Here is a 19,335-nt window from a genome sequence, read left to right on the forward strand (position 1 = left end):
TAGATGTAGCGCGCTCGGCGCCAGAAAGTCTTAACGCAGAGCGTTCCAGGCAGCGACATACGCCTTGGCGTTTACTGCCACTTGCTCAGGTGTCATACCCGGTTTGAACAACCCGGACCCGAGACCGAAGCCCTTGACGCCGGCCTCGACAAACACCGGCATGTTGTCCGGCGTAATTCCGCCCACCGGCACCAGCACCGTGCCTGCCGGCAACACCGCCAGCCAGGCCTTCACAACGGCGGGCCCCATTTGTTCGGCCGGGAACATCTTCAGCACATCCGCCCCTTCGGCCAGCGCCGCAAAAGCTTCGGTCGGCGTCGCGACACCCGGCGACAGGAACAGCCCCGCTGCCTTCGCCGCGCGCAACACTTTGGCATCGCTGTGGGGCATGACAACCACTTGGCCGCCCGCCGCCTTCACTTGCTCGACCTGTTCCGCCGTCAACACCGTACCCGCGCCGATCAGGCAATCGGCGGGCAAGGTACTGCGCAGGATGCGGATACTTTCGTACGGTTCCGGGGAATTAAGCGGCACTTCGATGACGCGAAATCCGGCTGAATACAGGACTTCGCCGACGGCTGCCGCCTCTTGCGGACGCAGGCCACGCAGAATCGCGATCAGACCGATTTGTGCCAGTGCTTGCTTGAGCATGTCAGACCTCCAGTCAGGTTTAACGGGATGGGTTTGCAGTGATAAGGCCGGCGGCGACCGCCAATTGCCACAATCCGCGTTCGGTGGCCTGTTCGGCCAGGGTCACCCGGGCAAAACCGCAGGCATCGAGCGCGCGGCTGTAGCGAGCGCAGAGTTGGGTGTTGCCGATGAGGATGATCGAGGGCAGGTGCACGCTGTTGCGTCGACGCCGCTGAACATTGGCCAGGGCCGACAGCTCATGGCCGATCAACAGGCCAGACAGATAGTCCGGTTGCGCGGTAGCACTGAGTTCACAGGTGAGCCCCAGGCTGCGGGCACTGAACAGCGTCGACAGCGGCCCGATCTCGCCGTCCGCCGACAGCGCCACTTGCACGCCACGGTCAAACGCTTCGCCATCAAAAGACGCGCCGCGCTGCTGAGTGCGCCCCAGAATGCTGTGTTCACTGAGGACGGCGAAGACTTCGCCGGTCATGAAAGTATCGAAGTGCACGATGCAGCCGTCGGCCACTTCCACCCATTTCGAATGGCTGCCCGGCAGGCCGATCAACAGATCGTTACCCGCTCCGCTCGGCAGATGCTGCAACACGCCGAGGACCTGGGTTTCCTCCCCGCGCATCACGTTCGGCAAGCGCGAACGTTGAATCACACCCGGCACGATGTGCACATCGACACCGCGAAGACTGCGAACGGTTTGTAGGGAAGTTCCGAGATGGGCGACGTTCGCCGGCGTGTCGCAGTAGGCCGCTTCGCGCCAGCCCTGAGCGCTGCCGACCATGCCACAGGCAATCACCGGCAAATCGGACTGCGCGTCGAGCCAGTCACCGCAGGCCTCATCGAAGGCCAGTTCAAAACCATCGGCGCAGGCACGGCCGGCGATGGTTCGCGGCGTCTTGGGCAGCTGCATGATCCCGGACGACAGCGAACGCTGTTCCAGCACCTGGCCACCGAAACCGAGTTTATAAGCACGTAATGAGGTCGTCCCCCAATCGAGCGCGATCAATTGCGCCAGCATCGCTTCACCTGTTTTGTTTTTGGCAGTGAGTGGGCTGGACTATAAACCTGGGCGAAGTGGAATCTCAATATATAAATATCAATCCCATATATTGAGATGTAAACAAAAAAAGATCGCAGGCTTCGACAGCTCCTACAGATTCGATGTACGCCCGCGATATCGCGGGCGAAACACAATCCTGTACAGGAGCAGCCAAAGGCTGCGATCTTTTAAGGGATCAATTGCCCTCGGCAAAATCCCTTAACACCGCCCCATCCATCCGATACCGCACCCACTCTTCCTGCGGCTGTGCTCCCAGCGATTTGTAGAACTCGATCGCCGGTTTGTTCCAGTCCAGCACGCTCCATTCGAAACGGCCGCAGTCATTGGCGCAGGCGATTTTCGCCAGGTGGCGCAGCAGGGTTTTACCGGCTCCGCCGCCCCGCTGCTCAGGAGTGATGTAGAGGTCTTCGAGGTACAGGCAATTGCTGCCCAGCCAGGTGGAATAGCTGAAGAAGAACACCGCGAAGCCGATCGGCAGGCCGTCGCGCAGGCAGATCAGGCCATGGGCGGTAGCGCCTTCGCTGAACAGGCTGCGCTCGATGTCGGCGACGCTGGCGATGACTTCGTGACGGGCACGTTCGAAGTCGGCCAGTTCAGTGATGAACGCGAGGATTTGCGGAGCATCGCTGGGGGTTGCCGGGCGGATTTCGATCGTCATGGACGTGCCTTGTCAAAAGTTGAAAACGCCATACTAAGTCCGCGCGCGGCGATCGTCACATTTGAAATGGTCGAGGCTGCTACAGATCGCATTTACGGCTTAACTGACTGGCATTAGAGCAAGCCCCATCGCCATAAAAACTCTTCCACACTAAAGGACATTTATGACCATCGCCGCTTTCGCACCGCTGCACACTCTGGCTTGTGAACTGCTGCCCCACGCGCTGGAACCTGACGAGGACGGTGCCCATGATCTGTCGCACTTGCAGCGGGTGTGGCACAACGTACGCACGCTTCACGCGCAAGAAGGCGGTGATCTTGAAGTGCTACTGGCATCCGTGCTGTTGCACGATTGCGTGGCGGTGGAAAAGAACACGCCGCTGCGCTCCCAGGCCTCACGGCTGGCGGCACAGAAAGCGTCGACAGTGCTGACAGCCATGGATTGGCCTGGCGCAAAAATCACAGCGGTCGTTCATGCCATTGAGGCCCATAGCTTCAGCGCCAACATCTCGCCCACTACCCTCGAAGCCCGAATCATGCAGGACGCTGACCGCCTCGACTCCCTTGGCATGCTCGGCGTGGCGCGGACCTTCTACATTGCCGGGCGCATGGGCAGTGCGTTGTACGACCCTTTGGACCCGGAGGCAAAAGAACGGGACTACGACGACAAACGCTTTTGCCTCGATCATTTCCAGACCAAACTGCTGCATCTGGCAGCCGGCTTCCAAACAACCACTGGCCAGCGTCTGGCACAGATTCGCCATCAACGCTTGAAGGGATTCATGGAGCTGTTCAAGGAAGAAATCGGCGTCGAATGATGGGCCAGGGCTACGCCGCTCGTCGCTCATCAGGCACCAATCCCGGTCGGGAATGGACCAATATCGGGTAAGGGCTCGCCGATGCGAGCCAGGTGCAGTACCCGTCCATCCCAGCCAAGAGGTCACCATGAACGTCGATAAAAACCTGGAAAAAGAAGTCTTGACCCGCCTGCTGCACGCCCACCCAAACGGTTTGGGCAAGGAGGTTCTGGACAACTACCGGGGGGAGAGAGTCGTGGCCAGCACCCTCGCAATGCTGCAGGAGCGCGGGCTCATCCAGCACGGTCATGTGATCTGCAACGAAGCCGGCGAGCACTCGCTGAACCTGCCGATCAAACTCAGCGCCGCGGGGGTTGAGGCGGCGCGCAAACTGGATAACTCACCGCGCAACAGCAAGGCTTCGCGCGATACGCAGACGGTGGACAGCCTGATGAAAGAAGCCCGGGCGAAGAAGATTCCGGGGCGCTCGAGCATGCGCAAGCAGGAGTTGATCGAGGCGTTGCGCAAGGCGGGTTAAGGCCCACGCGGGCTTGCCAGCGAAGGCGGCCTCAAGCCTTACAGTGGCCATGAAAACGCCTTCGCCGGCAAGCCGGCTCCTACAGGTTCGGCGTTCGCTCGCGAAAGTTGGATCAGGCGCCGAAGGTCCCGCAGATAAACGCATCCACTTCATCTTCCCCAGGAGAAGTCGCCGGCCCCCAACGAGTGACGGCCAAAGCCGCCGCCGCATTCGCTCGCCGCGCTGCTTCTATCGCCGGCAACCCCTGCGCCAACCCGGCCACAAACACCCCGGCATGAGCATCCCCCGCACCGTTGCTGTCGACAGCCGTGACCTTGAACCCCGGCACATGCCGATGCTCGCCATGCTGGCTGATCCAGCAGCCTTGCGGCCCATCACGTACCACCATCAAGACGTCCGCCGGCAAATGATCCGCCAGGCCACTCAACGCCTCGGCGATGTCCGACGCCCCGGTAAAACGCAGCGCCTCGACACGGTTGCTGGTCCAGAGATCGATATGTGGCAACAAGGCCTTCATCAGTGGCGCGCCTGGCGAATCCACCAACGGCCCCGGATCGAACACCACCTTGATCCCGTCCGGCAGATCCAGCACCCAATCCACCAGCGCCTGAGCCTTGCCATGCAGCAGGCTGTAGCCACTGACGTAGACAAAATCCCCCGCCTCGGCCGACACACTGGCCAGGTCTTCGGCGGTCAATTCGCCTTCGGCACCGATGCAGGAAATGAACGTACGCTCGGCCGAGGCTTCGGTCAGCGCGACGCACAGTCCGGTGTCGCGCTCAGCACTGTGAGCGATACCGATGCGTATGCCTTCCGCCGTCATCGCTTCCCGGGCCAGATCGCCGAAACGGCCGTTGCCGTGCCCCCCAAGGTAGACCACCGGCAAGCCGTTTCGCCGAGCCGCGGCCATCACATTGAAGCCGCCGCCGGCCTCGAAACGGGCGGATTGCGCCAGCACGTCGCCACCCGAATGAGGCAATTTATCCACGGCCATGACCAGGTCGATCATGACCTGGCCGGTGTGTAACAGCCTAGGCATGAGCAGACTCGAGCGACGCGGCGCGGCGATCCTTGGCACCACCGAGCAGCCAGTAAATCCCGCCAGCCACCAGGAACGTCACGATCCAGCCCAGGCCGTTGTGGCCCAGCCAGGAGTCGGACAGAAAGCCGCGGAACCAGACATCGTGTTCAGTAGTGCCAATGGTGGTGAAGCTGAAACCCAACACAATCGCCACCGCCCATGCACCGAAGGCGCGCCACTCGACGCCGCCACGATACCAGTAGGCACTGCTCGGGCTGACGTCCAGCAGATCCTTGCCGCTGTAGTAATGACGATGAATCAGGTCGACCACGAAGATCGCGACCCACGCCGTGATCGGCACGGCCAACAGGGAGATAAAGGTGATGAACGGGCCATAAAAGCTCTCGGCGACCAGCATGAAGTAGATCGAACCGGCAGAGATCGCAACGATATCGACCACCACCGCATACACGCGCTTGACCTTCAGGCCGAGGGTCAAGGTGGTCAAACCGGCGGAGTACACCGACAGGTTGTTCGACAGCAGCAATCCGCCGAACGCGGTGATCAGGTAGGGCACCGCCATCCAGGTCGGCAGCATGTCGCGGATCGCGACGATCGGGTCAGTGGCCGAGGCCAGATCGTTGTTACCCACCGACAGCAGGCCACCGAGGGTGATCAGCAGTACCAGCGGAATCCCCGCACCGAAGGCCGCCGATGCCACCAGACGCACGGCTTTGACGCTGCGGTGCTGGTAGCGCGACATGTCGGCACCGGCGTTGGCCCAACCGATCCCGGTGCCGGCGGCCATGGTGCCGATGCCGATGATCATCGCGCTCAGGGGCGCCGGCGTGGCATTGAACACAGCGCTCCAGTCGATGGTCGCGCAGAGGAAACCGCCGACCAGGATGTTCAATGCTCCGAACACGTAAGTCGCCCATCTCTGGATCACCAGCAACGTGGCATGACCGAGGCCAGACACCGACAATGTCAGCAGCACGAACATCGCGATGAACACCAGAGTCAGCAACGGCGCACTTTTGGCTTGCACCGGCGAGCCGAACAGAATCGAGCACAGCGACAGCATGACGAACGCGGCGGTGGTGGTGTTGACGGTTTCCCAGCCCAGACGCGACATCAGCGAGACCAGCGTCGGGCCGATATTGCCGCGCACACCGAAGATCGCCCGGGACAACGTCAGGCTCGGTGCGCGCCCCCGACGACCGGCAATGGAGATGATCCCGACCACCGCGAAAGAACCGGCGGCACCGAGGATCGCGACGATGATCGCCTGCCAGATCGCCAGGCCGCGAAAGGCCACCAGCGTGGCGCCCAACGGCAAGCCGAGGATGGAAATATTGGCCGCGAACCACACCCAGAACAGTTGCAATGGATGACCGTTGCACTCCCCTTCCGGCACCGGTTCGATACCACGGGTTTCCAGTTGCCCGGCACTTGGCCCGGTGTTCGATGAACTCATCAAAATGCTCCTTGCACTTGTTGTGGTTGTGGGCAATTCCGGAAGTCGACATGACATTTTGGCGGTCCTGGCCATGTCAGTGCGCTCCATTGCGGGTGAAAAATTCTACTAGGCAGCGCGCCTATCGCGAGCAAGCCCGCGATGGCGTCAGTCCGGTCAACGCAAGGCCAACAGCCCCTGCACCAACGGCTCCAACTCCAACGAGTTAACCGCTTTAACCTGCTCGATCATCGCCACCGGCCAACTCTCAAGCCCCAGACAGGCCCCGAGCATGGCGCCGAGCATCGCTGCAATGGTGTCGGTGTCACCGCCCAGGCTCGCGGCCATGCACAGCGCTTCGAAGGCCGTCATCTCGCCGATGGCCACTTGCTGGGCCAGCGCAAACGACACCACCACCGATTCCTGTGAGGCCACCGAAGTGCCGATTACGTCGTACAGCAAATCCGCCAGCAACGCCTTGTCGCTGTCGATACTGATGCTCCGCGCCCAACTGATGCGCGAGGCGATGCGCCCGCCAGCGACCCAGTGGCCATGACTTTCGGCTTGCTGGGCGATCTGCTGGCCGAGGTTCAACGCTTCGCCCAGGTCCATGCCGTTGATCCCGGCGGAAACCACTGCCGCCACTGCTGCCGCACTGGCAATCCCCAGCGTGGTGTTGTGGGTCACCTGACAGGCCTGCACCACGGCGCGGATGAACCGCTCGGGATCGGTAACATCAGTCGCAATCCCCACCGGGGTGATGCGCATCGCCGCGCCATTGGTGGTGCCGTAGCGCCCCGCCTCTTCCAGCGAGTGGCCGGCGAGGATCATTTCAATCGCGTGTTTGGTCGAAGGGCCGAGCAGATCCTGCGAGCCCTTGGCCTGCATTCCGGCTTCCCATTCGATCAATCGTTGGGCCAGCACTATGGGCTCGATCCGCCCCTCGCCTTCAATCAATAAACGACCGACCAGAATCGCCTGCTCGGTATCGTCAGTGATCGAGCCTTTGGGCATGTTCGCGGCGATCGGTTGATCCGGGCCTGCGTCTTGCAGATCGGTGATTTCACCGAAGCGCGCCTTGATCTCGGCGCGGCTCAGGGATTGGGTCGGCATGCCCAGCGCATCGCCCAGGGCCAGTCCATGGAACGCGCCGAGGGCACGGTTGAGCGCGGTCATTTTGGAGCTCCGAATTGCAAATGCAGGCGAAAGTGCAGCGGATCGAGCAGGCTTTCGACCTGTTCCATAAAACGGTTCTGACGGTCGTAGGTGGTGCGCAGAGCCTTGAGAAATACCGTGCCGACCGGACGCCCGAGCAGTTCGGCGTCTTCGGCGCTCAAGGGTTCGGCACCGATCCACTGATCGCCGTGTTCGCCGATATAGCCATAGGCGGCCAACGTGATGGTCAGGGAGTTATCGATCAGCCCCACTCGCGGCAGACCTTCCAGGCCTCCGGTCGCGGGCATCAACGCGCGCTCCAGAGACACCAGCGTGCCGTCGGTGGCGCGGCGGCGACGGTCGAGGGTGATGAATTGATCGGTGCCAAAACGCGACAACAGGTCAGGACGGGTGACCGCCTCCAGCCGCAGCATTTCGGTATTGATCAACGCCCCGCTGTCGGCCAGCGCCTGGGCCCAGCCGTTGCTCTGATCGAGCACCACACCATCGTAAGTAACAATGGAACCGACTCCGCTTTGCGTGGCGATGTAGTGACGCCGCTTCAGTTCGGCCAGGGCTTCACGCAACGTGCCGCGGCTGACCTTGAATTCTTGAGCCAACTGATGTTCACCCGGCAATAGCAAGCCGTCCTCCATGAGGCCGCTTTCGATGCGCCGGACAAGCTCATCGATAACCCGTTGTTTCTTGTCAAATCGTACCTGTCTAACCATGTACAAAGTGATAACCGAAAGGGATTAGGGCTAGCAAGGGATATTTTGTGGCTGGATTGTGTGACAGACAGACCGCTTTCGCGGGCAAGCCTCGCTCCTACAGGGGGATCTGCGCGGTACTGTAGGAGCGAGGCTTGCCCGCGAAGGCGTCGGCACATCCAGTATCAATGTGTCGGACATCCCGCTCCCCCAGGGAAAATCAGCGTTGTTTCAGTCGGTCGATCACAACCGCCAGCAACAGAATCGAACCGCGAATCACGTACTGATAGAAGGTATCGATGTTCTTCAGGTTCATCGCATTCTCGATGATCGCCAGAATTAGCACCCCGGCGATCACATGCCGAATCATCCCGATCCCGCCACTCAGCGACACCCCGCCCAACACGCAAGCCGAGATCACTGTCAGCTCGAAACCCTGGCCAATCATCGGCTGACCCGAGGTCATGCGCGATGCCAGAATCACCCCGGCCAGCGCACCAATCACCCCGTGCACGGCAAAGATGATGATCTTGGTCCGGTCAACGTTGACCCCGGCCAGCAGCGCCGCTTCCTGATTGCCGCCGATGGCCATGGTGTTGCGCCCGTAGGTGGTGTAATTCAGCAGCCAGCCGAAAAACAGGAAGCAGACGATGGTAATCAGAATCGGCACCGGCACACCGAACAACTGGCCGTTACCGAAGACGAAGAACGACTCCTGGGACACGCCCACCGCTTTGCCGTTGGCAAAAATGTAAGCCAGGCCACGCACGATCTGCATCGTCGCCAGTGTGGTGATCAACGCATTGACCCGCAGCTTGGCGATCACGATCCCATTGATCAGCCCGACGATCAGCCCCATCACCAGCGCCGCACTGACGCCGAGGAACACGCTGTTGGTGTCGCGCATCACCACCGCCGCGACCACGCCGGCGCAAGCAATCACCGAGCCCACCGACAAGTCGAAATGCCCCGACGCCAGGCAATACAACATGGTGCAGGCGGCAATCCCGGTGGTGGAAATCGCCAGGCCCAGACCGCGCATGTTCAGCGGCGAAAGAAAGTTGTCGATCAGCAAGGTGCAGAGCACGAAGATCCCGACGGCCGCCAACAGCATCACCCAGTCATCGAGAAAACGCCGCAGGTCCAGAGGCTTGCGCGGGGTTGGCAGAGCGTTGTTTTGAATGGTCATAGTCACCTCTCAGTTCGCCACGCCGGCAGCGCGTTGGCGTGGCAAAGCCAGTTGCAGCAGGTTGGATTCATTGGCGTGTTCGCGGGTCAGTTCGCCGCGCATCGCGCCTTCGCAGAGCACCAGGATGCGGTCGGAAATGCCCATGACTTCCATCAGGTCGCTGGACACCACAATCACCGCAATGCCGCTGGCGGCCAGGTTATGGATGATCTGGTAGATCTCGGCTTTGGCGCCGATGTCGATGCCGCGGGTGGGCTCATCGAGCAGCAGGACTTTCATCGGCATCGACAGCCAGCGACCGAGAATCGCCTTCTGCTGATTGCCGCCGGACAGGTACATGATTTTCTGCGCCGCGCTGGGCGTCTTCACCTTCAGCGCCTTGATCTGCTTGTCGGCGTTGCCCTTTTCCCACAGCCCTCGCAACAGACAACCGAAGGTGGAATGAGCACCGCGGGCGCTGATGTTGATGTTCTCGGCGACGCTGGCGAGCGGCAGGATGCCGTCCTTCTTGCGGTCCTCGGGGCACAGCAGAATCCCCGCCGCAATGGCATCGCGCGGTGAACGCAGTTTCAGTTCATGTCCACGCAACTCCAGGCGTCCGGCCGTGTTGCGGGTAAGTCCGCTGAGCATGCGAAACAGCTCGGTGCGGCCCGCGCCAACCAAGCCGAACAGACCCAGAATCTCGCCCTTGTGCACCTCGAAACTCACCGGTTCACGCAAACCCGGCCCCAGTAAACCGTCAACCTTGAGCGCCACCGCGCCGCGCGGACGGCTGCGGTAATCGTAGATGTCCTGAATGTCGCGGCCGACCATGCACGTCACCAACTGGTCATGGGTCAGCGCGCTCATGTCCTCGAAGGTGCGCACGAAGCGACCGTCCTTGAACACCGTTACCGCGTTGCAGATGCGGAAGACCTCTTCCATGCGATGGGAGACGTAGAGCACCACTTTGCCTTCGTCACGCAGGCGCCCGATGATCGCCATCAAGCGATCGATCTCCCGCGCCGACAGGCTGCTGGTGGGTTCGTCGAACGCAATTACATGCGCGCCACGGGATAACGCCTTGGCGATTTCCACCAGTTGCCGCTGGCCGAGGGACAAGCGCCCGACTTTCTCCTGCGGGTCGATTTCATCGGCCAGGCCTTTGAGGCAGGCCAATGCCTGTTGCCGCAAAACGCTGCGATTGATCAGGCCGAAACTCGCCGGCAGATGCCCAAGAAACAGGTTCTCGGCCACGGTCATTTCCGGCACCAGGTGCAACTCCTGATGGATCACCGCCACCCCGCTGCCAATGCTGTCGGCGGTGGACTTGAAAACCCGCTTCTGCTCGCCGATCTGCAGATCGCCGCTGCTCGGCGTGTAAGCACCGCCGAGGATTTTCAGCAAGGTGGATTTACCGGCGCCGTTCTCGCCCATCAAGGCGTGAACCTGCCCCGGATGGGCGACGAAGCTGATGCCGTCCAGCGCCTTCACCCCGGGAAAGGTTTTGCCGATCCCGTTGAAGCGCAGGCTGCCGCCGACGCTGTGTTCGTGTGTCTTTACTTGTGCGTGCATAACCCACCTCATCACACCGATCAGGCAGCCCCGTTGCCAGGGCCGCCGATGGAAATCAACCGACCCTCAATTCCACAGGCCGATCTTTTCCAGTTCCTGCTTGAAGTTGTCGCGCGTGATCAGCGTCACGTCGTCCATGGCGGTGTATTTCGGGGGTTCTTTGCCGGTGGTGACCCACTCGTGCATCATGCTGGCGGTGTTGTAGCCCTCGATGTGCGGGCTCGGCAGCATCGAGCCGAAGAAGCCGCTGTTGGCTTTCTTCAATTCGCCGATGGCATCGGTGCCGTTGATGCCGATGCCGATTACGTTGGCTGCGGCAAAACCGGCACTTTCGGTGGCGCGCACGCCGCCCAGCACGGTGTTGTCGTTCATCCCGCCGATGATCAGGTTTTTCGCCGAGCCCGGCAGTTTCACCAGCGCCGAGTTGGTGGCGTCCATGCTGCCCGGTACGTCGAGGGTTTTCAGGGCCGAGAACAGAATGTGGTCTTTCGGCATCCCGGCGTCTTCCAGGGCTTTAACCGAACCGTCGGTGCGTTTCTTACCGGTATCGAGTTCGTTGAAGGTGTTGATCACCGCATAGGTTTGTTTCCAGTCCCAGCCGCGTTTTTTCGCTTCGGCGGCCATGGCGGCGCCCTGCTTCTGGCCGACTTCGAAGGCCGCCATGCCGAGGTATGGCACGTCCTCCATGAACTTGCCGCCGGCATCGACGAAACGGTCATCGACAGCGATCACTTTCAAACCATTGAGCTTGGCCTTGGCCATGATTGCCGGGCCGAGGGATACGTCCGGCGGGCAGATCACGAAGCCTTTGGCGCCGTTCGCCGCCAGGCTGTCGATAGCGGAGAGGGTTTTCTCGCCATCAGGCACGGCGATCTTGATGACGGTGAAGCCCTTGTCCTTGCCGGCCTTTTCGGCGAACGCCCATTCGGTCTGGAACCAGGGCTCTTCTGCTTGCTTGACCAGAAAACCGATCTTCACTTCCTCGGCCGCCAGCAACGTACTGCTCAGGCTGACCGCGGTGACCGCCAAAGCGGCACAGCACAGGGAACGGATCCCACGACGACGTTTCATAAGCTGACTCCTTGTTATTTTTTTTTGAGCGTTATTTGAAAGCCAATAGAGCGGTCAAGTATGCAGCCAATAGTCATATCGTATGATGATTGAATGTCAGACGTGGTTTCGCGCCTGAACCCGAGTTATTCAGTCGTGGTACATCACCGAGCGCCCGCCATCGATGGTGATGCACGAGGCGTTGATGAACGGTGCTTCATCGCTGGCCAGGAACACGGCCGTCATCGCCACTTCAATCGGCTGGCCGATGCGCCGCGGTGGATGCAGGTCGAAGGCCCGTTGACGTTCGGCCTGGGGGTCGGCAAAACCGTTCCAGTAATCGACGTTCAGTTGGGTTTCGATGTAGCCAGGGGCGATGGCGTTGACGCGAATACCCTTGGGGGCGTATTCGATGCCCAAGGCGCGGGTCAGCCCGAGCAAGCCATGCTTGGCCACCGGGTACGGGAAGCAGCCGGGAATGATGTGAGTGGAGTGGGTCGAGGCGATATTGATGATGCTGCCGATGCCCTGCTCGATCATTTGCGGCAACACGGCTTTGCAGCCATACCAGGCGCCGTCCAGGTCGATGGCGAAGCAGCGATGCCAGTCTTCTTCGGTCATTTGCAGCGGATCACGGAACACGTTGACCCCGGCGCAGTTGACCAGCACGTCGATCCGGCCGTGCAGCTCAATGGCCAAGCTGGCCATGGCGCGCAGGTCTTGCTGGCGCGATACGTCAGCTTTGATCGCCACCACATCCGCGCCTTGTTCACGCCAATGTGCCGCGACTTTTTCGACTTTCTCGGCCTGGATATCGCTGATGACCAGCTTGGCCTGCTGGGACGCGAAGGTCGCGACAATCGCTTCGCCGATACCCTGAGCAGCGCCGGTCAACAGCACGACCTTGTGTTTCAGGCGCTCACCCTTGGGCGGTTCGGGCACCGGTGGCAAGGAAAGGGGTTCAGCCATGGATCAACACTCCTGTTCGAAGGCACGACGATAACCGGACATCTGTCGATGTCCGGTCAAAAGGCTTTTTGGAATAGGCAGGCAGGCGTGAAAAAGCCCGGGCGCCGGGGCGGCCTGAAGCACTGTCGCCCCAAGGGAGGACGGTGGAATATCGCTGCATCGCTTCACCTGTTTTGTTTTTTTAAGTGTGAGTGCGTGTAACTGATGGGGCCGACTATAAACCCGGCCACCAATTAATCTCAATATATAATTTTACATCCCATATTTTGGGATTTAACCCGCGAATCTCTGACAGTGCTTTCCGGGCACATCGACTCGAACCGACAGCAACGCGCCGTCCAATGGGTGGTTGAGCGGGCTCGCCGCACTGGTGATGTACAAGGTTTTCAGATCTTCACCGCCAAATGCGCAACTGGTGGGACGACTGACGGGCAGTTCGATCACCCGGTCAACGTGACCGTCCGGGGTCAGCCTGAGCAAGCAACTGCCGTCCCAGCGGGCGTTCCAGATATAGCCCTCGGCATCCATCGCCGAGCCGTCGGGGACACCCCGTTCGTGGGGACCAAACCAGACGTAGGCGGTGTCGAGGTTGCCGTCGGTATGGATGAAATGTTGGTACAACGTGCCGTCGAGGCTATCGGAGAAATACAGGGTTGTGCCGTCGTCGCTCCACAGCAACGTGTTGGGGATACCCAACCCTCGCAGCAGCGGCGTGACCCGAGCATCGCGGTCGATGCGAAACAGGCCACCGGAGCGGCGCACGATAGGCAAGTCTTCGCCCTGCTCACCGATGTTGTTTTGCATGGTGCCCAGCCAGAGCCGGCCCAGGGCATCACAGCGGGCTTCGTTGGCGCGATTACCGGGTTGCGGATCGGCCACGCAGAGCAAGGTCAGCCGAGGTTCCAGGCCGGGAGAGTTCAGGTCCAGCCGATAAACGCCACTGCTCAATGTCACCAGGGCATCGCCGCTTTCACAGGGGATGAACGCGGACACGTGTTCCGGCATCTGCCAGATTTCGACATTGGCGCCGATCAGTCGAAGCGCTTGTTTGCCGGCGATATCAACCCAGTACAGCGCCTGGGTCGGCGCATCCCAGAACGGGCTTTCGCCGAGTCGCGCACGGTGCCCCGTAACCGCAGTCCACGTCATAAAATCTCCTTTTGTTTGTACCGCAGACCTGTAGGTGCGTGGCTTGCCCGCGAAGAATGCACCCCGGTTTTTCAGGTATTACGCGTCATCGTTCTTCGCGGGCAAGCCACGCTCCTACACAGGGTTCTTTATCGTCAGCTTGCCTTCTTGTCGGCCATGACTTGGGGGTAAAACCGTTTGATCGCCAGGTCGGCGTTATCGATCAGGGTCATGCAGGCCCACACCCCCCGCGCAGCATCCCGGGCGGCGATGGCGTCGGCCATGTCTTTGTGAATCGGCAAGGTTCGGCGCAGTTCGTCCGGGTCGGCGGCGGACACTTCGAACGACACTGCCAGCAACGCGCCAAGAGCCGGGACCATTTGTTCGATGAATTGATTATGGCTGGCAGCGAGGATGCACTCGTGGAAGAACTGGTCGGCGCGGTTGTAATCGATGCCGCTGTCCACGGCTCGTTCCAGCGCGTTATAGGCCTGAAGCACCGCTTGCACTTGTTCCACCGTCGCGCGCTCGCAGGCCCAACGCACCGCCATCGGTTCAATGGTACGACGCAGGTCGAGCAGGTCGTCGACGAAGTTTTCCGGCAAACCGCTGCGTGACAGCCAGCCGACGACTTGCGGATCAAAGAGGTTCCAGCGCCGCACCGGTAACACCCGCGTGCCGACTTTAGGCCCTACTTCGAGCATGCCTTTGGCGACCAGGGTTTTGATGGCTTCGCGGATGACCGTGCGGCTGACCCCGAGCTGCTCGCCCAGGTCGGCTTCAACTTTTATGGTCTGACCGGGTTTCACCTGGCCCGCGGCAATCCAGCACCCCAGCCAATCAACCGTCGACGCATGGAAACTGCTGGACATGGGAACCTCGCCGCCCCGATGGCAAAAAGCGAAAAGGCACAAAGCCGTTCGCGATGGATGCCCACGCTAATCATCATACGATTGGGTGTCAATTGAATTTTCAGGGCGCCTATCAGTACAGACATGACTGTTCGTCAGAATCATGCCAGAAGCGCTTTGAACCCATCCACTTTGTCAACTACGGTTAGCCCGCAACACATCAGGCAGTCCCACTAAAATCCGCTATCGCCAGGTATGAACATGGACATGGATGCGTCTACAAAATACCCCATTGTGTTGGTTCACGGTCTTTTCGGCTTCGACAGAATCGCCGGTTATCCGTATTTCTTCGAAATCGAGGAAGCCCTGGAGCGCGCGGGTGCCCAGGTGTTTGCCGTGAATATTCCAGCCGTCAACGGCAATGAAGAACGCGGTGAAAAACTGCTCGAACACGTCGACCGCATCTTGCTGGAAACGGGCGCCGCCAAGGTCAATCTGATTGGCCATAGCCAAGGTCCCCTGGCCGCACGCTATGTAGCGGCCCTGTACCCGGAAAAGATCGCGTCGGTTACCTCGGTCAGTTGCCCCAATCACGGCTCCGAGATTGCCGACCAACTGCACAAGGCGCTGACACCGGGAGAATTACCCGAAGCCTTCGTGTTGGCCCTGTTAAGTGCAGTCGGCACCTTCATTTCGTTGATCAGCGGCCACCCGGAAAATGCCGTGGATCCTCAAGCGGCTTTCGAATCGCTGACCAGCGCAGGCTTGGCCGCCTTCAATCGCAAGTACCCGCAAGGGGTGCCTAAGGTTTGGGGTGGTGAAGGCAACGAAATTGAAAACGGCGTGTATTACTACTCCTGGAGCGGGATCGTGCAAAACTTTCAGAGTTTGCAGCTCCTCGATCCGACCCATTTGAACTGTAAAGTGCTGTCGAAGTTGTTTTATAAGGAGAAGGACGCCAACGATGGGCTGGTTGGCCGCTACAGCTCGCACCTGGGTAAAGTGATCCGCTCGGATTACCCCATGGACCATTTCGACGCCGTCAATCAGATGGCAGGGATCAACAGCTGGAACGTGAGCCCGGTCATGCTCTACCTTGAACATGCCGCCAGGCTCAGGAGCAAGGGTTTGTAAGCCCCAAAAAAAGGCCCGTTGTAATAACGGGCCGTTTCGTTTCCAGCGCTCAACCCGTTACGGCTCAAGCCCGATCGGGAAAAACTCGCCACCGCTCCAGACACCGAGCCAGCTCTGCCCGTCAATCTCACGGCTCACTGCCAGCTCTACCAACTGGTAGAACACATTGCGGTGAATCAGTGCTTCAAGATTGCTGCGCACATGTACGTACGGCCCGGGTTCCTGCGTCACCGGGTCGATCACTACGCGAATCGGGTGCTCGGCGCCAGCATCGGCCGTTTCGTCAACGTTGGTGGTAAAGCGCAAGAGCTGGGCTTCACCTTCGCCTTCGACCTCCACGGCAATCGCCACGAACGGTGCGTCGTCGACCTTGATACCCACCTTTTCGACTGGAGTAATCAGAAAGTAATCATCGCCGTCACGACGAATGATGGTGGAGAACAGCTTGACCATCGGCTTGCGCCCGATCGGTGTACCCAGGTAATACCAGGTGCCGTCGCGGGCGATACGCATGTCGATGTCGCCGCAGAAGTCGGGGTTCCACAAGTGGACCGGCGGCAAGCCTTTGGTTTTGGGGATTTGCCCCAACAGGTCGTTGGCTTTTTGCGGGCCATTCATGGCGTTCTCCTTTGAATTACTGGTCGCTGAGCCCCAGCAGGCTACGAGCGTATTGCTCCAGCGGCGGGCCCAGCAGATCTGCTGGCTTGTTGTCGTGGAACGTCAGTAAACCGCCACGACTCTTGATACGCGCAGTATCGATCAAATACTGGGTGCTGGTCTCGATCAACATGATCTGAATCACGCCGCTGTCGATCCCCAGGCGATCCACGTGTTCCTGGTCAATCCATTCGTCCGAGTTGCCGATGCGGTCATCGGCCTTGGCAAAACGCGTATAGAGCAGGTAGTGAGCACCGGCGGCACGGGCTTCACCCATGGCGGCGTCGAGGCCTTCCGGCGCGCGGGCGCGGCGCACCATCGGGAAATATTCGATAAAGCCGTTGAAGGCTTCTTCGGCCACCACGTTAGGTCGCGGATACGCGCTGCCTGGCGGCGCAAAGGCGCCCTGGGCGATGTAGATGAAGGAGTCCGGCTGAATGCGGAAGTTGTTCACGCGACGGCTGTCGCTGTGGTCCAGCAGCCCCGCGTCGCTCATGTGGTAGCGAGTCCCTTCGGCCATATCGCTGACATTCATGCAGCCACCGAGCGCCAAAACGGCCAGCAGCAAAACCAGGCTACGCATCCTACCCTCCAGAAGCCGGTGACGGAAAACCGGCGAATGGCCGTGGGATGCAGCTTCCGCGCCAGCTCATGGGCATCGTCGCCTGGCAGAACGCAGTCGCGGGCAAGCCACGCTCCCACAGGTTTACGAATATCCTGTGGGAGCGTGGCTTGCCCGCGATGAAGCCGGCTCAGCCGCCGATGATTTTCATGATGGTCGCGCCACCGGAGAAGGCCACTTCCTGTTTGTCCCCCAACGCTTTGACCAGCAGTCGCTGCAACGCCGGCAGCGCCTGGTGACGAGGTTTGTCCAGCAGATCGCCGACATAGTGACGATTGCTCGACGACAGACAGCCATGCAGCCAGCCAGTGGACGATAAGCGTAGGCGTGAACAGGTGCGACAGAATGGAACGCTTTCGTTAGCGATCACGCCGAAGTGACCCTGCCCCGGAATCTGGTAACGCACCGCCGTGGCATCGACCGGCGCATCGGCCTGAAGATACTCGTAGCGTTCGCCGATCAGGCTCAGCAACTGCTGCAGGCTGACGAACTGCTGCAGGAAGGCATTGGAGTCGCTGGCCAGGTGGCCCATGCGCATCAACTCGATGAAGCGCAACTCGTAACCGCGTTCCAGGCAGTAGTCGAGCAACGGCATCACTTGATCGAGGTTCTGCCCGCGCAGCGGCACCATATTGACCTTGATCTTCATGCCGGCCGCGGCGGCCTGGTCCATGCCATCGAGGACGGTCGCCAGATCACCGCCACGTGCAATGCTGCGAAAAGCGCTGGCATCCAGGGTATCGAGGGAAACGTTGATGCGTCGAATACCGGCATCCACCAGCAGCGGCAGCTTCTTCGCCAACAACTGGCCATTGGTGGTCAGACTGATGTCCGCCAGGCCCATCTGCCCGACGGCGGTCATGAAGGCTTCGAGTTTGGGACTGACCAATGGCTCACCACCGGTAATGCGCAAGCGCTCGATGCCCGCCGCCTCGATCAGATAGGCCACGCCGCGTGCCATGGCCTCGGCCGACAATTCATCCTGCGCCGCCACCAGCCGCTTGCCGTTAGGCACGCAGTAGGTACAAGCGTAGTTACAGGCTGAGGTCAGACTAATCCGCAAATTGCGAAAACGCCTGCCTTGACGGTCAACGATCATGGATCACTCCGGCGAAAGAAGATTCGAACACGCAAAACTTGACTTACAAATCAAGTTTTAGCAAGCCCTATGCCTGAGTATATTCCTGTGGTACTGCGCCATGTAGCTAAATCATGGCGCAATAAGGCAACTGAATGGTTCAGCTGCTCGGCGTGTCGGTATCGCGCTTGCGCTTGTTGCCCATGCGCACGCCGATGTCCATCAGGAACTGGAAGAAACCTTCCTGATCTTCCAGCACATTGCTCCAGAACGGCGAGTGATACAGCGCCACGGCGCCGTGCACCAGCGCCCAGGCCGCGCAGTAATGGAAGTAAGGCGGCACGTCTTCGAGCTTGCCTTCGCTGATCCGGCCCTTGATCAACAGGGTCAGGCGTTCGAAGTTCGAGGCGCGGATCTTGTGCAGTTCCTCGACCATCTCCGGCACCTGGTTGCCCTTGACCACCTTTTCTTCCAGGCGATCGAACAACCGATAGCGTTGCGGATCGCGCATGCGGAATTCGAAGTAGGCCCGGGACAGGGCTTCCTTGTCCTTATCGACATCGGCGGAATGCAACAACTCGTTCAAATCACGCTCGTAATCGAGCATCAGGCGCAGATAGATCTCCGCCTTGGATTTGAAGTGCTTGTAGATCGTGCCTTTGCCGATACCTACGGCATCAGCAATCATCTCGACGGTGACACTGTCTTCACCTTGTTCGAGGAACAGCTTGAGCGCGGTATCGAGAATTTCTTGCTCGCGGCGACGAAACTCACGGACCTTACGAGGTTCTTTATGCATAAGAAAAGGTCTGTAGGGGTCAAAATTCGAAGCCGCGTATTATGCCTAACTTGCGCAAAAATGCACGGATCATCCGACCATATATGTGTTTCTTGATGAATTCGCACCACCTTACCGGTCAATGAGAACTCAACCGAAGCGCGCGTATTCCAAATTTGTTTAAAAACCCGACCAGTCAAACTGGACTCGGCGCGATACTGATCAATACTTCAACTGTCGGCGAGGCATCTCCCCCAAGTGTCGCGCCGATGAAGGTACCAAAGGA

At 60.0% G+C, this 19,335-nt stretch carries 20 protein-coding genes; 3 read left to right on the top strand and 17 right to left on the bottom strand.

What is annotated here, in order from left to right; all coding sequences use genetic code 11:
- Nucleotides 1-30 precede the first annotated feature (30 nt).
- The 3 genes from HCU66_RS16165 to HCU66_RS16175 form a co-directional block, all read right to left on the bottom strand.
- On the bottom strand, nucleotides 31-651 hold the full coding sequence (locus tag HCU66_RS16165) for a 2-dehydro-3-deoxy-6-phosphogalactonate aldolase (RefSeq protein ID WP_205889421.1): 621 nt from the start codon (nucleotides 649-651) through the stop codon (nucleotides 31-33).
- 19 nt (nucleotides 652-670) lie between these two features.
- Nucleotides 671-1,663, bottom strand: a complete 993-nt coding sequence (locus HCU66_RS16170) for a 2-dehydro-3-deoxygalactonokinase (RefSeq protein WP_205889422.1) — start codon at nucleotides 1,661-1,663, stop codon at nucleotides 671-673.
- Between the two features lie 217 nt (nucleotides 1,664-1,880).
- The gene (locus tag HCU66_RS16175; protein ID WP_052964833.1) at nucleotides 1,881-2,363 is read right to left on the bottom strand and encodes a GNAT family N-acetyltransferase; all 483 of its coding nucleotides are present in this window, start codon (nucleotides 2,361-2,363) and stop codon (nucleotides 1,881-1,883) included.
- A gap of 163 nt (nucleotides 2,364-2,526) precedes the next feature.
- On the opposite strand from HCU66_RS16175, the gene HCU66_RS16180 reads away from it, so the two are divergent.
- Both HCU66_RS16180 and HCU66_RS27095 read left to right on the top strand, forming a co-directional pair.
- Complete coding sequence (locus tag HCU66_RS16180; protein WP_205889423.1) at nucleotides 2,527-3,180, top strand: HD domain-containing protein; 654 nt, start codon at nucleotides 2,527-2,529, stop codon at nucleotides 3,178-3,180.
- A 127-nt stretch (nucleotides 3,181-3,307) separates the two neighbouring features.
- On the top strand, nucleotides 3,308-3,697 hold the full coding sequence (locus HCU66_RS27095; protein WP_241015521.1) for a Rho termination factor N-terminal domain-containing protein: 390 nt from the start codon (nucleotides 3,308-3,310) through the stop codon (nucleotides 3,695-3,697).
- A 112-nt stretch (nucleotides 3,698-3,809) separates the two neighbouring features.
- Here the strand turns inward: HCU66_RS27095 and HCU66_RS16195 are convergent, their stop codons facing one another.
- The 10 genes from HCU66_RS16195 to HCU66_RS16240 form a co-directional block, all read right to left on the bottom strand.
- Nucleotides 3,810-4,736 (bottom strand): PfkB family carbohydrate kinase, encoded by a 927-nt coding sequence (locus HCU66_RS16195; protein WP_205889424.1) that lies wholly within the window; start codon nucleotides 4,734-4,736, stop codon nucleotides 3,810-3,812.
- The gene (locus HCU66_RS16200; RefSeq protein ID WP_205889425.1) at nucleotides 4,729-6,195 is read right to left on the bottom strand and encodes a purine-cytosine permease family protein; all 1,467 of its coding nucleotides are present in this window, start codon (nucleotides 6,193-6,195) and stop codon (nucleotides 4,729-4,731) included. Before HCU66_RS16200 ends, HCU66_RS16195 begins: the two co-directional genes overlap by 8 nt.
- A 156-nt stretch (nucleotides 6,196-6,351) precedes the next feature.
- Nucleotides 6,352-7,350: an ADP-ribosylglycohydrolase family protein gene (locus tag HCU66_RS16205; RefSeq protein WP_205889426.1), complete on the bottom strand. Its 999-nt coding sequence runs from the start codon at nucleotides 7,348-7,350 to the stop codon at nucleotides 6,352-6,354.
- A complete protein-coding gene (locus HCU66_RS16210; RefSeq protein ID WP_205889427.1) occupies nucleotides 7,347-8,060 on the bottom strand; it encodes a GntR family transcriptional regulator in 714 nt (237 codons plus the stop codon). Before HCU66_RS16210 ends, HCU66_RS16205 begins: the two co-directional genes overlap by 4 nt.
- Nucleotides 8,061-8,259: 199 nt before the next feature.
- The gene (gene araH, locus HCU66_RS16215; RefSeq protein ID WP_018926203.1) at nucleotides 8,260-9,228 is read right to left on the bottom strand and encodes an L-arabinose ABC transporter permease AraH; all 969 of its coding nucleotides are present in this window, start codon (nucleotides 9,226-9,228) and stop codon (nucleotides 8,260-8,262) included.
- A 9-nt stretch (nucleotides 9,229-9,237) separates the two neighbouring features.
- Complete coding sequence (gene araG / locus HCU66_RS16220; RefSeq protein WP_205889428.1) at nucleotides 9,238-10,782, bottom strand: L-arabinose ABC transporter ATP-binding protein AraG; 1,545 nt, start codon at nucleotides 10,780-10,782, stop codon at nucleotides 9,238-9,240.
- Nucleotides 10,783-10,848: 66 nt separating this feature from the next.
- Nucleotides 10,849-11,853, bottom strand: coding sequence for a substrate-binding domain-containing protein (locus HCU66_RS16225; RefSeq protein WP_205889429.1), 1,005 nt, complete (start codon nucleotides 11,851-11,853; stop codon nucleotides 10,849-10,851).
- Between the two features lie 129 nt (nucleotides 11,854-11,982).
- A complete protein-coding gene (locus tag HCU66_RS16230) occupies nucleotides 11,983-12,801 on the bottom strand; it encodes an SDR family oxidoreductase (RefSeq protein WP_205889430.1) in 819 nt (272 codons plus the stop codon).
- A 273-nt stretch (nucleotides 12,802-13,074) separates the two neighbouring features.
- Nucleotides 13,075-13,950 carry an SMP-30/gluconolactonase/LRE family protein gene (locus HCU66_RS16235; RefSeq protein WP_205889431.1) on the bottom strand — a complete coding sequence of 292 codons (876 nt, stop codon included), beginning with the start codon at nucleotides 13,948-13,950 and terminating at the stop codon, nucleotides 13,075-13,077.
- A 134-nt stretch (nucleotides 13,951-14,084) separates the two neighbouring features.
- Nucleotides 14,085-14,801, bottom strand: coding sequence for a FadR/GntR family transcriptional regulator (locus HCU66_RS16240; RefSeq protein WP_018926208.1), 717 nt, complete (start codon nucleotides 14,799-14,801; stop codon nucleotides 14,085-14,087).
- Nucleotides 14,802-15,041: 240 nt separating this feature from the next.
- On the opposite strand from HCU66_RS16240, the gene HCU66_RS16245 reads away from it, so the two are divergent.
- Nucleotides 15,042-15,914 carry a lipase family alpha/beta hydrolase gene (locus HCU66_RS16245; protein WP_205889432.1) on the top strand — a complete coding sequence of 291 codons (873 nt, stop codon included), beginning with the start codon at nucleotides 15,042-15,044 and terminating at the stop codon, nucleotides 15,912-15,914.
- A gap of 57 nt (nucleotides 15,915-15,971) precedes the next feature.
- Here the strand turns inward: HCU66_RS16245 and HCU66_RS16250 are convergent, their stop codons facing one another.
- The 4 genes from HCU66_RS16250 to HCU66_RS16265 all read right to left on the bottom strand — a co-directional run bounded on the left by HCU66_RS16250 (nucleotide 15,972) and on the right by HCU66_RS16265 (nucleotide 19,070).
- Entirely contained in the window at nucleotides 15,972-16,532 is a 561-nt protein-coding gene (locus HCU66_RS16250; RefSeq protein WP_205889433.1) for a DUF1285 domain-containing protein, read from the bottom strand.
- Between the two features lie 16 nt (nucleotides 16,533-16,548).
- Nucleotides 16,549-17,154, bottom strand: a complete 606-nt coding sequence (locus HCU66_RS16255; RefSeq protein WP_205889434.1) for a DUF4823 domain-containing protein — start codon at nucleotides 17,152-17,154, stop codon at nucleotides 16,549-16,551.
- Between the two features lie 169 nt (nucleotides 17,155-17,323).
- Nucleotides 17,324-18,292 carry a GTP 3',8-cyclase MoaA gene (locus HCU66_RS16260; protein ID WP_205889435.1) on the bottom strand — a complete coding sequence of 323 codons (969 nt, stop codon included), beginning with the start codon at nucleotides 18,290-18,292 and terminating at the stop codon, nucleotides 17,324-17,326.
- A gap of 139 nt (nucleotides 18,293-18,431) precedes the next feature.
- The gene (locus HCU66_RS16265; RefSeq protein ID WP_007942012.1) at nucleotides 18,432-19,070 is read right to left on the bottom strand and encodes a TetR/AcrR family transcriptional regulator; all 639 of its coding nucleotides are present in this window, start codon (nucleotides 19,068-19,070) and stop codon (nucleotides 18,432-18,434) included.
- Nucleotides 19,071-19,335 lie beyond the last annotated feature (265 nt).

Origin of the sequence: Pseudomonas frederiksbergensis (assembly GCF_017114915.1) — a bacterium.
GTDB lineage: Bacteria > Pseudomonadota > Gammaproteobacteria > Pseudomonadales > Pseudomonadaceae > Aquipseudomonas > Aquipseudomonas frederiksbergensis_I.

What these genes read in the sequence shown, in the direction of transcription:
- HCU66_RS16165 (WP_205889421.1), bottom strand. Translation starts at nt 651, where the DNA reads ATGCTCAAGCAAGCACTGGCACAAATCGGTCTGATCGCGATTCTGCGT.
- HCU66_RS16170 (WP_205889422.1), bottom strand. Translation starts at nt 1,663, where the DNA reads ATGCTGGCGCAATTGATCGCGCTCGATTGGGGGACGACCTCATTACGT.
- HCU66_RS16175 (WP_052964833.1), bottom strand. Translation starts at nt 2,363, where the DNA reads ATGACGATCGAAATCCGCCCGGCAACCCCCAGCGATGCTCCGCAAATC.
- HCU66_RS16180 (WP_205889423.1), top strand. Translation starts at nt 2,527, where the DNA reads ATGACCATCGCCGCTTTCGCACCGCTGCACACTCTGGCTTGTGAACTG.
- HCU66_RS27095 (WP_241015521.1), top strand. Translation starts at nt 3,308, where the DNA reads ATGAACGTCGATAAAAACCTGGAAAAAGAAGTCTTGACCCGCCTGCTG.
- HCU66_RS16195 (WP_205889424.1), bottom strand. Translation starts at nt 4,736, where the DNA reads ATGCCTAGGCTGTTACACACCGGCCAGGTCATGATCGACCTGGTCATG.
- HCU66_RS16200 (WP_205889425.1), bottom strand. Translation starts at nt 6,195, where the DNA reads ATGAGTTCATCGAACACCGGGCCAAGTGCCGGGCAACTGGAAACCCGT.
- HCU66_RS16205 (WP_205889426.1), bottom strand. Translation starts at nt 7,350, where the DNA reads ATGACCGCGCTCAACCGTGCCCTCGGCGCGTTCCATGGACTGGCCCTG.
- HCU66_RS16210 (WP_205889427.1), bottom strand. Translation starts at nt 8,060, where the DNA reads ATGGTTAGACAGGTACGATTTGACAAGAAACAACGGGTTATCGATGAG.
- araH (WP_018926203.1), bottom strand. Translation starts at nt 9,228, where the DNA reads ATGACCATTCAAAACAACGCTCTGCCAACCCCGCGCAAGCCTCTGGAC.
- araG (WP_205889428.1), bottom strand. Translation starts at nt 10,782, where the DNA reads ATGCACGCACAAGTAAAGACACACGAACACAGCGTCGGCGGCAGCCTG.
- HCU66_RS16225 (WP_205889429.1), bottom strand. Translation starts at nt 11,853, where the DNA reads ATGAAACGTCGTCGTGGGATCCGTTCCCTGTGCTGTGCCGCTTTGGCG.
- HCU66_RS16230 (WP_205889430.1), bottom strand. Translation starts at nt 12,801, where the DNA reads ATGGCTGAACCCCTTTCCTTGCCACCGGTGCCCGAACCGCCCAAGGGT.
- HCU66_RS16235 (WP_205889431.1), bottom strand. Translation starts at nt 13,950, where the DNA reads ATGACGTGGACTGCGGTTACGGGGCACCGTGCGCGACTCGGCGAAAGC.
- HCU66_RS16240 (WP_018926208.1), bottom strand. Translation starts at nt 14,801, where the DNA reads ATGTCCAGCAGTTTCCATGCGTCGACGGTTGATTGGCTGGGGTGCTGG.
- HCU66_RS16245 (WP_205889432.1), top strand. Translation starts at nt 15,042, where the DNA reads ATGGACATGGATGCGTCTACAAAATACCCCATTGTGTTGGTTCACGGT.
- HCU66_RS16250 (WP_205889433.1), bottom strand. Translation starts at nt 16,532, where the DNA reads ATGAATGGCCCGCAAAAAGCCAACGACCTGTTGGGGCAAATCCCCAAA.
- HCU66_RS16255 (WP_205889434.1), bottom strand. Translation starts at nt 17,154, where the DNA reads ATGCGTAGCCTGGTTTTGCTGCTGGCCGTTTTGGCGCTCGGTGGCTGC.
- HCU66_RS16260 (WP_205889435.1), bottom strand. Translation starts at nt 18,292, where the DNA reads ATGATCGTTGACCGTCAAGGCAGGCGTTTTCGCAATTTGCGGATTAGT.
- HCU66_RS16265 (WP_007942012.1), bottom strand. Translation starts at nt 19,070, where the DNA reads ATGCATAAAGAACCTCGTAAGGTCCGTGAGTTTCGTCGCCGCGAGCAA.